Here is a 14,263-nt window from a genome sequence, read left to right as displayed (position 1 = left end):
AGTTACGGATCAAAATTCTATCTACAAGAGGAGGAAACAATTATGACAACAGAACGCGTAGAAAACATGGCAGGCGGTACAGGACATGTGCTGATCAAACGTCTTCTGGACGAGAAACAGTTAAACGGCAAATGCAAAATGTATGCAGAGGTTACGCTGGAGCCGGGATGTTCTCTTGGATATCATGAGCATCATAACGAAAGCGAGACTTATTATATCCTTTCCGGTAAGGGAATTTACAGTGATAACGGAACTCTCCGCATGGTAAATGCCGGAGACGTTACCTTTACACCGGACGGCAAAGGCCACGGATTGACAAACAGCGGCGATGAAGACCTTGTTTTCATGGCACTGATCATTCTGGATTAACAGGAGGAGATGTCCGATGGCGGCAGAATTAAATACTGAGAAATTTGAAGATTTTATAGCAGAATATCCGATTTATGAATATCGCCTTCTGGACACCAAGGATCTGTCTGTGGCAGAGCGGGTGAGGATCGTCTGCAAGCAGGAATGTGAACGATATGGGACAACCTGGGCCTGTCCGCCAGCGGTTGGTACGCTCAAAGAGTGCGAAGCCCGCATCCACAGTTATGACCGGGCCGTCTTTTTTTCCAGTGTTGCGGAAGTTTCTGATCTTATGAATATGGAAGAAATGCTTGCAACAAGGGATGCCCATGAAGAACTGACTACGAAGGTAGCGGAATATCTGAAGGGAGAAGGCTTTTGTACCTTCACGCTTTCAACCGAATCCTGTGACATCTGTAAGGAATGTGCCTATCTGAAGGGAGAACCCTGCAGACATCCTGAGCGGATGCATCCCTGCCTGGAAAGCCATGGCGTCGTGGTGAGTGAGATCGTAGAGCAGAAGCAGATGGAATATAATCTGGGAGGCAATACAATTCTGTGGTTTTCCATGGTTTTGTTCCGCTAACCTGCATAAAGTTAAGATAACTGTTCAGTATCCTCACAGTTACAAGTTAAGATTCTAAACAGAAATCTCCGGCATATATTTAAAAGAAAAGCCGGAGATTTTTGTGAAAAAGAAACATCAGTGGAAGGAAAATCTGGCAGAGGCGCTGGAGGTTCCGAGGGATCTGGCTTTGAAGGAATCTGTATTTACTGTCACCGGGAACAGCCGGATAAGAATAGAAAATTATCGCTGTATTCTTCGTTATGAGACACAGGAGCTGGTGATCCTGACGTTTTCGGGGAAACTGATCATTCATGGGAAATCACTTCGGATCCTGTGCTACACACCGGAAGAAATGCAGATTCAGGGAAGTTTATCAGAAATAATCCTGGAACAGTAGAGGTGTTTATGGAAAAACTGATCTATTTTTGGAAGGGTTATATCAAGATCCGGATACGGGGAGAACAGACGGAGCGTTTCCTGAATCTCTGCAGGGGAAGAAATATCTGCGTCAGAAAGCTTTTGCGTCATCCTGACGGAGAGCTTACCGGGATCATTGCAATCAGAGATTTCTTCCTTCTTGGACCGCTTCATCGTAAGACCCGGGTCAGAATACATATTGTCGAAAAACATGGAATGCCCTTCTTTTTTTACAGAAGTAAAAAGAGAAAGGCTTTTTTTCTTGGTATTTTACTGTGGATCGGTCTTTTTATTTTTTTATCGGGACATATCTGGAATATCCATGTCGAGGGAAACCGCCGATGCAGTACACAGGAAATCCTGGATTTTCTGGAAGAGCAGGGAGTCGTGCATGGTATTTCAAGGAAAAAAGTAAACTGTGGCAGGCTTGCCGAGGCACTGAGGGAAGAATATCCGGAGATGACCTGGGTTTCGGTAAAGATGGAGGGAACCAGCCTGAGTCTGGAGATCCGGGAGGGGATCCTGAGCGAAAGGAAGGAAGAGACTACGCAGAACGCTTTTAGCCTGGCAGCAGAAAAAGACGGAAAGATCGTAAAGATGATCACCCGCGCAGGTGTACCGCTTTTTCATGTGGGAGAGGTATGCAAAAAAGGAGATATCCTGGTATCGGGTGAACTGGAATTAAAAAACGACAGCCAGGAGGTTTATCAGTATCAGTATGTAAAGGCAGATGCGGATATCTATATTCAATATAAACAGGCATATTATCATGAAGTACCACTTGCATACCAGGTGGAAATTTTTACCGGAAAAGAGAAAAGAGGTGTCTTTTTTCGGGCGGGAAACTGGTGTCTGGCCATTGGAGAGAAGGCAGAAAAAGGGTTTGAGCGTTCCATAGAATATCACCCGTTTCAGGTGACGGAGAGCTTTTTTCTGCCGGTTTCTTATGGAAAAATCATCCGGAAAGAATATAAAAAAACTGCCAGAAAGTACACGGAACAGGAAGCAAAGCTTCTTTCCTGGGAGATTTTACAGGCTTATGAGAAAAAATTAATGGAAAAAGGGGTTCAAATATCTGCAAATAATGTTAAAATAGAGGTTGACCATGAGACCTGCATCAGTAAAGGGTCTTTGGAAATTATAGAAAAAACCGGAAGGGAGGTTCCCATTGAGAGAAGGGAGCAGCCCGAAGAAAGGACAACAGAGAATGACTGACAGCATTATTGAGTTACACACTCAGGTACCCGCAGATCTGGAAGGAAATGTATTCGGCCAGTTTGACGAACATCTGAAGCTGATCGAGCGTACATTGAATGTGACACTGATATCCAGAGACGGAATGCTCAAGATTCTGGGTACAGATGGAAGCGCAACTCAGGCGAAGAAGCTGATAGAGGAACTGGTAACGCTTGCGGGCAGGGGAAACACCATCACCCGGCAGAATGTGACATATGCATTATCCCTTGCGATGGAAGCGAGAAATCAGGTACTTACAGAGATAGATAAGGATTTTATCTGCAACACGATCCAGGGACGTCCGATCAAACCCAAGACACTGGGTCAGAAGGAATATGTTGAGCAGATCCGTAAGAAGATGATCGTATTTGGAATCGGACCGGCGGGAACCGGTAAGACGTATCTGGCGATGGCAATGGCGGTAACAGCCTTCCGCAATGAGGAGGTCAGCCGGATCATTCTGACCAGACCGGCGATCGAGGCAGGGGAGAAGCTTGGATTTCTTCCGGGAGATCTTCAGAGCAAGGTAGATCCATATCTTCGTCCCTTGTATGATGCTCTGTATCAGATCATGGGAGCCGACAGCTTTGCCAAAAACATGGAGCGCGGGCTGATCGAGGTTGCACCGCTTGCCTATATGAGAGGACGTACACTGGATAATGCGTTTATTATTCTGGATGAGGCACAGAATACAACACCGGCACAGATGAAAATGTTCCTGACCCGTATCGGTTTTGGTTCCAAGGTAGTCGTAACCGGTGATGCCTCTCAGAAGGACCTGCCAAGGGATGCTGTGTCCGGACTTGATGTTGCGGCCAAGGTACTTAAGAAAATAGATGATATAGGATTTTGTCAGCTTACCAGTAAGGATGTTGTCCGTCATCCGCTGGTACAGCAGATCGTACAGGCCTACGATGATTACGAAAAGAAGCAGAAGCCGGTAAGACGAAGTACGGCGAGACGCAGTGAGGAGAAGAAAAAATGACCATTCAGATTGAGTATGAAACAGAACGAAAACTGGAAATACCCTATGAGAAACTTGCAGAAAAAATAGCTTCCCACATTCTGGAACTGGAGAAATGTCCGTATGAGATCAGCGTGAACCTGGTTATTACAGATAATGAAGAGATTCGCAAAGTAAATGCAGAATTCCGCCTGATCGATTCGCCGACAGATGTGCTCTCTTTCCCGATGATCCCGTTTGAGAAGCCGGCAGATTATTCGGTGATCGATGATCAGGATGAATATTTTGATCTGGATACCGATGAACTGCTCCTTGGAGATGTGATGATCTCTGTAGACAGAGTTTATTCTCAGGCACAGGAATATGGACACAGCATCGAACGTGAATTCAGTTTCCTGTTTGCACACAGCATGCTCCATCTTCTCGGATACGATCATATGACACCCGAGGAGGCTGCCGTAATGGAGCAGAAACAGGCCAAAGCCCTGGATGATCTCGGGATTACCAGATAATCTGTCTTTCTCAGGGCAGCAGAAGGATACGACAATAAATTATACTTGGAGAGATACGAAACAATGAATTACCGTGAGATGTTAAAGGATAAAAAACGAATTGTGGTGAAGGTAGGTTCCTCTTCTCTGATCCACAAAGAGACAAACAAACTGGATCTGCGTAAGCTTGAAGTGCTGGTTCGTGAATTAAGTGATCTTCACAATCAGGGCAAGGATGTAGTACTGGTAACTTCAGGAGCCGTGGCAGTAGGAGCTTCCGCACTTGGATTTCATGGAAAGCCGGCAGAACTTAAACAGAAACAGGCATGTTCGGCCGTTGGACAGGCAAAGCTTATGATGATCTACCAGAAGCTGTTTGCTGAATACAATCAGGTGGCAGCACAGATACTGATGACCAAGAGTACCATGGTCAACAATCTGAACCGCAGGAATGCCAGAAATACCTTCGAAGAGCTTTTGAGCGTCGGAGCGATTCCGATCGTAAATGAGAACGACTCTGTTTCCAGCTATGAGCTGGAGATGATGGAGTCCTTTGGCGACAATGATACCCTGTCAGCCGTGATCACAGGCCTGATCGGAGCGGACCTTCTGATTCTGCTCTCCGATATTGACGGACTGTTTACAGATGATCCGAACAGCAATCCGGATGCAGAATTTATTCATGTGGTAGAGAAGCTGGATGAGAAACTTCTGAGCATGGGCAAAGGACCGAAGAGTAAAGTCGGAACAGGGGGAATGGCAACGAAGCTTACAGCTGCCGAGATCGCGACGGCAGCAGGCGCGGACATGGTCATTGCAAATGGCGCGGATTTCCACATCATCCACAAGATCGTGGAGGGCCGTGACTATGGAACTCTGTTTGTCAGTGATAAGAAGGAAGAATTTTTCCTGATCGACTACATCGAAAAATTACTGTAACTATTCAGAACTGCGAGGGTAATGAACAGTTACAGATTACTTAAAAAGGAGATACCACAATGGGAATGGATAATACAAAAATAGACCGCATCAATACTCTGGCACACAAGGCCAAGAGTGTAGGACTTACAGAAGAAGAAAAGGCTGAGCAGGCAGAACTGCGTAAGGAATATATTGCAGCGGTCAAAGGTAATCTGAAGGCACAGCTCAATAACATCAGCATTAAGGAATCCGATGGATCTGTCACAAACTTAGGTGAAAAATATGGAAACAAAAAAACTCATTAGAAAGCAGATTTTTAAGCTCAGAAAAGAATGTACCGATGAACAGGTGGAAACCTGGAGCCGTGAGATCGCAGCCAGAATGGCCGCACTCCCTGAATTTCGAAATGCACAGAGGATCCTTGCCTATGCGGATTACAATCATGAGGTTATGACTGGTTTTATGATCGAAGAAGCATGGAAGCAGGGAAAGGAAGTAGCGGTTCCGAAGGTTGTCGGACAGGATATGGTATTTTATAAGCTGACGGATTTTGCACAGCTTGAGAAGGGATACTTCGGGATCCCGGAACCTGCACGCGGTGAGATCATTCAGTGGGAGGATGCCATGATGATCATGCCGGGAGTGGCATTTGATCCGCAGAACCACAGGGTAGGCTATGGAGGTGGCTTTTATGACCGCTTTCTTGAGAAGCATCCGATGATAAAGAGGGTGGCTGTGGCTTTTGAATTCCAGATTCTGCCCTCTGTTCCGACGGAACCGACGGATATTTCTCCGGAGTTTATCGTTACCGAAAATACAATCTATTCACTTACAAAATAAAAGACATATTTCCGAAGGAGGTTTTGGCCATGAATGAAAGGTTACTGCAGCTTGGAAAAAACGCCAAAAAAGCTGAGACAGAGCTTCGAAACATAACAACAAACAAGAAGAATGAGGTCCTTGAGGCTGTGGCAGAGCATCTTGTAGAGTGTACCGAACAGCTGCTTAAAGCAAATGCAGTCGATGTCGCACACGGACGAGAGAATCAGATGCCGGAAGGTCTGGTGGATCGTCTTCTCCTCACAAAGGAAAGAATCGAGGGAATGGCAGAGGGACTTCGCCAGCTCGTTTCCCTGGAGGATCCGATCGGTGAGGTAACAGGAATGAAAAAACGCCCGAACGGTCTTCTGATCGGGCAGAAAAGAGTTCCGCTTGGTGTTGTGGGAATCATCTATGAGGCACGTCCGAATGTTACGGCAGATGCGTTTGGTCTTTGTTTCAAGACAGGAAATGTTGTAATTCTCAAAGGCGGCAGTGACGCAATTCATTCAAATAAGGCAATCGTGGACTGCATCAGAGAAACCTTACGTTCTCATGGAGTGACAGAAGATGCCATCCAGCTTATTGAGGATACCTCCCGTGAAACGGCAGCAGAATTCATGAAAATGAATGAATATGTCGATGTTCTGATCCCGAGAGGTGGAAGAGGACTTATCAAGGCAGTGGTAAACCAGAGCACCATCCCGGTGATCGAGACCGGAACCGGAAACTGCCACATTTATGTAGATGAGAGTGCAGATCTTACGATGGCGGTCAATATCATCATGAATGCCAAGACGCAGAGAGTCGGTGTCTGCAATGCCTGTGAATCGCTTCTGGTCCATGAAAATGTGAAAGAAAAACTTCTTCCGGTTCTTGCAGAGAAGCTGAAAGAGAAGCATGTCGAAATGCGTGCCGATAAGGAATCAAAAGAACTGATGCCGGGTGCGGTTTCTGCGACAGAGGAAGACTGGGGAACGGAATATCTGGATTACATTCTTTCGATCAAGGTTGTGCATAATGTAGAGGAAGCAATCGCACATATTAATCAATATAACACAGGCCATTCTGAGGCGATCATCACAGAGAATTACACGAATGCACAGAAATTCCTGGATGAGGTAGATGCGGCAGCAGTATATGTAAACGCTTCTACCAGATTCACAGACGGATTTGAATTTGGTTATGGAGCTGAGATCGGGATCAGTACACAGAAACTTCATGCGAGAGGTCCTATGGGTCTCCTTGCTTTGACAACAACCAAATACATTATCTATGGAAACGGCCAGATTCGACAGTAAAGGCAAAAAAGGTCGAACGATAATGACCGGAAACAGGCATCGTTGATTTGACATTTCACAGAGGCGTGTGTATAATGAAATACAGTTTATTATTACAAACTTTAACTGAAAAGAAGCGTTTTGACGATGCTGCATATTTATTTACAATCGACAATACGAAGTTTACATATTTGTGATTGTGAAATGAAGACACATGGGAGGATTTAAATTGAGACGTAAACAGTTATATGCAATGATCCTGGCCGGAGCACTTGCAGCCGGAGGAGTACCGGTTACTGCAATGGCGGCAGATACTGCGGCAGAAGAAGCAGGAGATCTTGGAGCTGGTGAGAATACAGAGGAATCTGCGGCAGAAGAACAGCCAGCAGAGGAGAATAAAGAACCGACTGAGGCACCTGCAGAGCAGCCGGCGGAAGCACCAGCTGAGTCCAATCCTGCAGAAGCACCGGCCGAGCCTGCACAGGAAGAGAAGCAGGAAACAGAAACCCCGGCTGAGACAACGGAGGAGAACAAAGAACCGACTGAAGCACCGGCTGAGGAGCAGACCGACACCGGAATTGCGATTAATGAAGTTGATGCAGATGGAAATGTCACACCGAAATATTATAACAGCCTTCAGGAGGCGATAGATGCAGCAAAGGCCGCAACAGCGGAGTCATCTGCTACAGTGATCGAAGTTTCCAAGCCGATTGCCTTATCATCTACAGTTAACGTATCCGGCAGGAAAATCTCCATCTGTGCAGTTGGAGATATCTCCATTGCCCGAGAGACAGATTCCTTTACCGGAGATATGTTTAAGGTATCCGGTGAGAACAGTTCCCTGTCATTTGAAACAAAGGACGGAGGCAGCCTGACAGTCAGCGGTGCATTTACGGATGCAGCGGTGACAGCAGAAGGCTCTATCGTCAACGTGAGTGACAGTGGAAGCTTTGGATTATTTTCCAATGTAGTGCTCAGCGGAAACATCAGCAGTGCAGACGGTGCGGCTGTCAACTGTACAGGCGGACAGATTGTTCTGGCAGGCGGCACGATCACCGGAAACACCGGTGCCAAAGGTGCTGTCTACAGTGATTCAGCTGTTTGCGTTCAGGGAACTGTCGCAGTGAAGGATAATAAGATCGGTGATGCACAGGCAAACGTATATCTGGATGGGACAGCGGAGTTTGTTATCACAGATGAACTTACCGGTTCTGATATTTCTTTCACCCATGCCGGTGCGGCAGAGGGTACAGAGGTACTTGCCGTGGCAGAGGGTGTGACAGTTGTAGATTTTAAAACTGTGGCAGAACAATTCAGTTATGATACAGAGGAATATATATTGAATCCAGATACAGAGACAAACAAAGCAACACTTAAAAAGAAAGCAACAGAGCCGTCCGTGAGTCCATCCGTGAGCCCGTCGGTAAGTCCGTCTGTTAAGCCAACTACGACAGCAAAACCGACAACGAAGCCGACAGTGACCCCAACCAAGACACCTTCTTTCCTGAAGTATAAGAGTGGTTCACTGAAATGGACAGATCATACAACAGTTTCCCTGCAGATGTCTACCACACAGCACTGCAAATGGTATTACTTCTTTGTAGATGCAGATACTGATACAAAGGTGATCCAGAACATGTATGATGCAAGTCGTGCCACAAACGTAGCGAAAGCAAACACAAGTTTTACCGTTAAGGCAGAGAATGTTCCGGAGGCAGATACCTGGCTGGTTGTCTGTGCGAAACCTGATTCTGGCAAGGCCAAGATGAGTATTTTTAAATTAAATACCGCATCCTTTAAGAAGAAACGTCCGGGTGCGGCAACTACATCTACTCGTCCGGCACGTACCTATGCGGTTACTAAGAGTACGATCACAGGTCTGGAGAATCCACTGAAATTCACTCCTGGCACTTTCTATGAATTCAGCGTAACAGGTGCAGGACAGAATGACGAGAAGCCATATGTTTCCGGGGATGAGAGATGGATTCCGATGTACTGGAGTCTTTCAGAGAATCCTACGAAATCAGGTGAGAAGAATACCACATTCAGGATCGGTTCCCCGAAGGGTATTGCAGATGCCAAGACTTACAACATCTATGTATTCTTCAAGAAACAGATTTACAATGGATCAGAATGGCAGGATACAGATGTGATTGAGTCTGTGAAGACACAGTTCAGTTCACAGAAGCTTTCTCCGGAGGATCTTACAGTAACTCCGACCGGAGCTGCAGGCGATAATGGTTCTGGTGGAGGCGGAGACGGAAGCGGCAGTGGTGATAAGACAGATGCCGAGCTGACTGCAACGGAAGCAGCATCAGAGAAGGATGGCGGCTCCAGTTCCAAGTCAGCAGTTTCTACTCTCGATGAATCTCCGATCGGAGCCATGGTGGCACTGGCAGCACTCTCACTGCTGGCAGGAGGCTATATCCTGATCCGTAAACGTAAAAAAGATATCTGATAATGTACAAAACTGAATATTTTTTTGGAGGCAGGTTCTTTTGACCTGCCTCTTTTCATATATTAATACAGGGCAGATACATGATTCTGGATAAAGTTTTTTTACAAGAAATGGAGGGAAAAGATTATGCCAGATACACGTTCCTGTACATATGAAGATCTTTATTATGAAATGTGGGAGATGTCTCAGCGTTACCGCCAGATCGCACAGTTTCGGATCATCGGAAAGAGTCACGATGAAAGAATGATCCCCATGATAGAACTTGGAAAAGGAAATAGCTGTATTTTTTGTCTTTCGGGGCTTACCGGCCCGGACAGGCAGACACCGAAGTTTCTGATTCGGATGATCCAGGAATATACCAAAGCCTGGGAAAGCGGATGGAAGATAGAAGAAATCTACGATGTCAGGGAGGCTTTAGATAAGTGGCGACTGTGTTTCATCCCTCTTCTGAATCCGGATGGGTATGAGATTTATGAAAGGGATTTTCAGGCGATCCGCAATCCGATCTATCGGCAGATGCTTCGGATGCAGGAAATTCCGGCAAAAGAATATACGGGAAATGGACGAGGGATAGATTTACGCAAAAATTTTCCTACGCAGTACTATCAGCGCAGACAGGTCATGCAGCAGCCTGCAAGTGAAAATGAAACAAAGGCGCTGATCCGTATCTTTCAGGAATATCCAAGCAGCGGACTTCTGTCATTCAATCATTTCAGGAATCGCATTCTGTACTTTAAACAGTCCCGATCCTTTGCCGCGAACCAGAAAAGCTATCGTCTGGCCAGACATCTGCAGAAATGCAGCAGCTACTATATGGACAATCTGCCGGCGGGACAGGGAGATTTTTCTGTTGCCGGTCGTCCGGGAAGCGGTTCACCCGAGCAGTTTTATGCAGAAATCTGTCATAAACCATCGTTTCGGATTGAAACACTGAAAGAAGAAAGCGAGGATAAGGAGGAACAGAGACAGAACGAGTACCGGAAGATCCATACGCTTCCGCTTGAGTACCTGTTTTCTCTTTGATATAACGCTTGCACATATTCCGATTTTTTTGTAAAATACAGATAACTGTTCAGTATCTTCACAGTTATAAGGAAAAATGCCACCTTCTGAATAGTTACGAACAGTTTCAACAAGAATTGCAGATGCATAAACAGAATACATTCAGGTCGAACCGGTGTACGACCTGTATATGGATAAGGAGTTATCAAATGACAAAAGAATCACAGAAAACAAATACAATGACTGCCGAAGAAACTGCACGCCAGAATTCTTTTATCGAACTGGCACAGACTCTTAGTGCACAGAAATCCAACACACTTGGACGCCCTCTTACTTATTGTCTGACCACCTTCGGATGCCAGATGAACGAGAAACAGTCTGAGGTTGTGGCCGGGATCATGGACGAGATCGGATATCACAGACAGGATAGCGAGGATGCCGATGTGGTGATCTACAATACCTGTACGGTACGTGAGAATGCAAACCTTAAGGTTTATGGAAGACTCGGACATCTTCACAGCCTGAAGGACAAGAACCCGGATATGCAGATCGTGCTTTTTGGCTGTATGATGCAGGAGCCACATGTTGTGGAGAAGATCAGGAAGACCTATCCATTTGTAAACCTTGTTTTTGGTACGCACAACATTTTTAAATTTGCTGAGCTCTTTTATGAAATGCAGCAGTCTGAGCAGCAGATTGTAGATATCTGGGAGGGAACAGACCAGATTGTGGAAGACCTTCCTACAGAACGAAATTATACCTTTAAATCCGGTGTTAATATCATGTTTGGATGCAACAACTTCTGCAGCTACTGTATTGTGCCGTATGTCCGCGGACGTGAACGAAGCCGCGAGCCGGAGGCTATCATCAAAGAAGTAAAGCGTCTGGCTGCAGATGGTGTCTCTGAGGTTATGCTCCTTGGTCAGAACGTAAACTCTTATGGAAAGACTCTGGAAAATCCGGTTACATTTGCACAGCTTCTGGAAATGCTGGAGGATATTGAAGGTCTTAAGAGAATCCGCTTTATGACCTCTCATCCGAAGGATCTCTCCGATGAGCTGATCGAAACCATGGCTAAGAGCAAAAAAATCTGTCATCACCTTCATCTTCCGCTCCAGTCCGGCAGCAGCCGTGTTCTGAAGGTAATGAACCGCCGCTATGACAAAGAGAAGTATCTGGATCTGGTAGAGCGGATCCGCACAGCAATCCCGGATATCTCTCTGACTACGGATATCATTGTCGGTTTCCCGGGTGAGACAGAAGAAGACTTCCAGGAAACTCTGGACGTTGTCGCAAAATGTGAATATGACACAGCCTTTACCTTCCTGTATTCCAAACGAAGTGATACACCGGCAGCAGCTATGGAGAATCAGGTACCGCAGGACGTGGCAAAAGAAAGATTTAACCGCCTTCTGGCACTGGTACAGAACGAAGGACGCAAACGTTCCTCCAGATTCGAGGGAAGTGTGCAGGAAGTCCTTGTAGAAGAAGAAAGTAAGGAAAAGGGAATTTTCACCGGAAGAACCCAGTATAATCTTCTGGTACATTTTGCAGGAGATGAATCCCTTCTTGGCAAATATGTCAAAGTACATCTTGATGAATGCAAAGGTTTCTATTATCTGGGAACCCTGGAAGAGAACGAATGAAGATTTATCTTGCCCCGTTAGAGGGGATTACAAATTATGTATATCGAAAGGCTCTTTTTACCTGCTTCGATGGCTTTGACAAATATTTCATTCCGTTTATCCGTGCGAAACAGAATTTGAACTTAAGCGGGAGAGAAAAGAAAGACCTGCTGCCGGAGAATAATAAGGGAATGTATGCTGTTCCGCAGATCCTTACAAGAAAGGCAGAGGATTTTATCCGCACAGTGGAGCTTCTTAAGGAATATGGTTACAGGGAAGTCAATCTGAACTTAGGCTGTCCGTCAAAAACGGTTGTGACCAAGGGCTGCGGCGCGGGCTTTCTCGAAGATCCAGGGGAACTGGAACGATTCCTGGATACTGTTTTTGAGAAGTGCGATATGAAGATTTCGGTAAAAACCCGCCTGGGAATGGAGGATGCCTCGGAATTTTCTGAACTGATGAAAGTATATAATAAGTTTCCTCTGGAAGAACTGATCATCCATCCAAGGGTGCAGAAGGATTTTTACAAAAACACGCCAAATCTTTCTGCCTTTGCAGAAGCCTTTGTCCAAAGCAGAAATCCGGTCTGTTATAATGGGGATATTTTTTGTGTAGAAGATTATCGGAGAATCCGTGAGAAATTTCCGGAGCTGGGAGCTGTTATGACAGGCCGGGGAGTGCTGGCAGACCCGGCTCTTGCAAGAGAACTTCGTGGTGGAGAAAAACTTACGAAGTCAGAATTCCGGAAATTTCACGATCTGGTATATCATACTTACCGCGAGGAGGTTTCCGGAGACCGGAACGTGCTCTTCAAGATGAAAGAACTCTGGTTTTATATGGCACCACTGTTTTCGGATAACAAGAAATATCTCAAAAAGATCAAAAAGAGCGAGAAATGCGTGGTATATGAAAGTGCCGTGATGGAACTGTTTGGCAGTGAAAGTGCGGTGTTTGATCCAGGAAATTTAATAAGATAAAGAAATGGCAGATATGTTTCTCATTATAGAGATCATACCTGCCATTTCTTAGGTCTGTGGAAATCTTAATAGTAAGTTTCTTCCTGGACCAGATTTTCATTAAAAAGCTCAGAATCGGAATCCGAACCACCGGTATCATAATCGATCTGAGTATCACCGGAAGCATCTCCAGAAGTATCGGTATCCTGCGTGCCATCAGTAGAATCTTCTGTCGGATATGTGATCTGATCGGAAGTATCATAATCACCGGAATCACTGTCCTCGTTGGCATAGTCACCGGAAGCAGTGCTGTCGTAAGACGGATCCGAAGACTGGGAAGTGTCTGTCGTGTCCGGGGCAGGATCCGTAGTGGTGGTATCCTGAGTGCTGTCAGAGGCAGCGGTATCCGAAGAAGTATCGTAGTCATAATTGCTGTCCTGGGAATAGATAGTAAATCCGGTATCCTCGGCGTCAGACTCTGCCTGTGCCTGTGCCTCGGCAGCAGTTTCCGGCGCCTCCTTAAATGTACTAGTGCTGCGTGCCTTAAGGACACTGACATCCTTGGGGACGGCTGCGTAAATCAGAACCATCACACAGCAGAAGCATGCCGCCATGACCCCGATCCTTATCTCGTCTTTGTATCTCATAATCACTCATTCCTTCTTCATATCTGTTTTTCATAAGTATACCATGAAATCATAAAGTTTTGTAATAAAAATTATTCGGATTTTGGTTTGGTGTGAGTATAGTCTATATCTTCAGGTTATTTTTTTCAATTTCTGGTTGCACTTCAAACACAGACTTGCTGCCATGAATGGGAAGGGTGAATCAGATGTTTTTCTACGTCATATCATTACGTGTGGAATGCCTCAATTTTATTGTACTAATAAAATAAATAAGATCCGCTTTAACAAAGCTTAGCAAGAATTCTCCTACCTCTTCAGGTAGTGAGATGAATTGTGGCTCTGAGCATAAATGCTCAAAAGAATCTTGTAAATAAAGAGAAGAAACACTTGTTCTGGTGGCGGTTTTGTATTATAATAAAAGAACAAGATGTTCAAAAGCAATGATTGAAATCATTTATCAACATATAGAAATAAGAGGTGAGGAAAATAAACCGGGCAGTAAAAATAAGAATCTATCCAAATGCAGAACAACGTGTGCAGATAGAAAAAACA

The 14,263-nt window shown here is 45.4% G+C and carries 16 protein-coding genes; 15 read left to right on the top strand and 1 reads right to left on the bottom strand.

The genetic code is table 11. From position 1 onward, the window contains the following. Positions 1–42 precede the first annotated feature (42 nt). From GT674_RS10470 to GT674_RS10405, 14 genes are all read left to right on the top strand, one after another. Entirely contained in the window at positions 43–369 is a 327-nt protein-coding gene (locus GT674_RS10470; RefSeq protein WP_161285641.1) for a cupin domain-containing protein, read from the top strand. A gap of 16 nt (positions 370–385) precedes the next feature. Further along, entirely contained in the window at positions 386–934 is a 549-nt protein-coding gene (locus tag GT674_RS10465) for a DUF2284 domain-containing protein (RefSeq protein ID WP_161285640.1), read from the top strand. A gap of 103 nt (positions 935–1,037) precedes the next feature. Next, positions 1,038–1,313, top strand: coding sequence for a YabP/YqfC family sporulation protein (locus GT674_RS10460; RefSeq protein ID WP_265107698.1), 276 nt, complete (start codon positions 1,038–1,040; stop codon positions 1,311–1,313). A gap of 8 nt (positions 1,314–1,321) precedes the next feature. Then, positions 1,322–2,548: a sporulation protein YqfD gene (locus GT674_RS10455; RefSeq protein ID WP_161285639.1), complete on the top strand. Its 1,227-nt coding sequence runs from the start codon at positions 1,322–1,324 to the stop codon at positions 2,546–2,548. Beyond that, positions 2,541–3,554 (top strand): PhoH family protein, encoded by a 1,014-nt coding sequence (locus GT674_RS10450; RefSeq protein ID WP_161285671.1) that lies wholly within the window; start codon positions 2,541–2,543, stop codon positions 3,552–3,554. The genes GT674_RS10455 and GT674_RS10450 overlap by 8 nt, the downstream gene beginning before the upstream one ends. Continuing rightward, entirely contained in the window at positions 3,551–4,045 is a 495-nt protein-coding gene (gene ybeY, locus GT674_RS10445) for an rRNA maturation RNase YbeY (protein ID WP_161285638.1), read from the top strand. The genes GT674_RS10450 and ybeY overlap by 4 nt, the downstream gene beginning before the upstream one ends. 63 nt (positions 4,046–4,108) lie before the next feature. Then, complete coding sequence (gene proB, locus GT674_RS10440) at positions 4,109–4,963, top strand: glutamate 5-kinase (protein WP_161285637.1); 855 nt, start codon at positions 4,109–4,111, stop codon at positions 4,961–4,963. Positions 4,964–5,028: 65 nt separating this feature from the next. After that, positions 5,029–5,250: a DUF896 domain-containing protein gene (locus GT674_RS10435; protein ID WP_161285670.1), complete on the top strand. Its 222-nt coding sequence runs from the start codon at positions 5,029–5,031 to the stop codon at positions 5,248–5,250. Beyond that, the gene (locus tag GT674_RS10430) at positions 5,228–5,785 is read left to right on the top strand and encodes a 5-formyltetrahydrofolate cyclo-ligase (RefSeq protein ID WP_161285636.1); all 558 of its coding nucleotides are present in this window, start codon (positions 5,228–5,230) and stop codon (positions 5,783–5,785) included. Before GT674_RS10435 ends, GT674_RS10430 begins: the two co-directional genes overlap by 23 nt. Before the next feature lie 29 nt (positions 5,786–5,814). Then, on the top strand, positions 5,815–7,065 hold the full coding sequence (locus GT674_RS10425; RefSeq protein ID WP_161285635.1) for a glutamate-5-semialdehyde dehydrogenase: 1,251 nt from the start codon (positions 5,815–5,817) through the stop codon (positions 7,063–7,065). 208 nt (positions 7,066–7,273) lie between these two features. After that, positions 7,274–9,502 carry a hypothetical protein gene (locus GT674_RS10420; protein ID WP_161285634.1) on the top strand — a complete coding sequence of 743 codons (2,229 nt, stop codon included), beginning with the start codon at positions 7,274–7,276 and terminating at the stop codon, positions 9,500–9,502. A 126-nt stretch (positions 9,503–9,628) separates the two neighbouring features. Further along, entirely contained in the window at positions 9,629–10,525 is an 897-nt protein-coding gene (locus tag GT674_RS10415; RefSeq protein ID WP_161285633.1) for a M14 family zinc carboxypeptidase, read from the top strand. A 188-nt stretch (positions 10,526–10,713) separates the two neighbouring features. Further along, entirely contained in the window at positions 10,714–12,150 is a 1,437-nt protein-coding gene (miaB, locus tag GT674_RS10410) for a tRNA (N6-isopentenyl adenosine(37)-C2)-methylthiotransferase MiaB (RefSeq protein WP_161285632.1), read from the top strand. Then, positions 12,147–13,106 (top strand): tRNA dihydrouridine synthase, encoded by a 960-nt coding sequence (locus GT674_RS10405; protein ID WP_161285631.1) that lies wholly within the window; start codon positions 12,147–12,149, stop codon positions 13,104–13,106. The genes miaB and GT674_RS10405 overlap by 4 nt, the downstream gene beginning before the upstream one ends. Positions 13,107–13,171: 65 nt before the next feature. Here the strand turns inward: GT674_RS10405 and GT674_RS10400 are convergent, their stop codons facing one another. Then, positions 13,172–13,732: a hypothetical protein gene (locus tag GT674_RS10400; RefSeq protein WP_161285630.1), complete on the bottom strand. Its 561-nt coding sequence runs from the start codon at positions 13,730–13,732 to the stop codon at positions 13,172–13,174. A gap of 456 nt (positions 13,733–14,188) precedes the next feature. On the opposite strand from GT674_RS10400, the gene GT674_RS18250 reads away from it, so the two are divergent. After that, the coding region (locus GT674_RS18250; protein WP_161285418.1) for a helix-turn-helix domain-containing protein at positions 14,189–14,263 on the top strand (75 nt) is incomplete at its 3' end.

It is taken from the genome of Blautia sp. BIOML-A1, assembly GCF_009883055.1.
In the GTDB taxonomy this organism is placed as follows: Bacteria; Bacillota; Clostridia; order Lachnospirales; family Lachnospiraceae; genus Blautia_A.
This window is presented reverse-complemented; position numbering and strand designations above follow the sequence as displayed.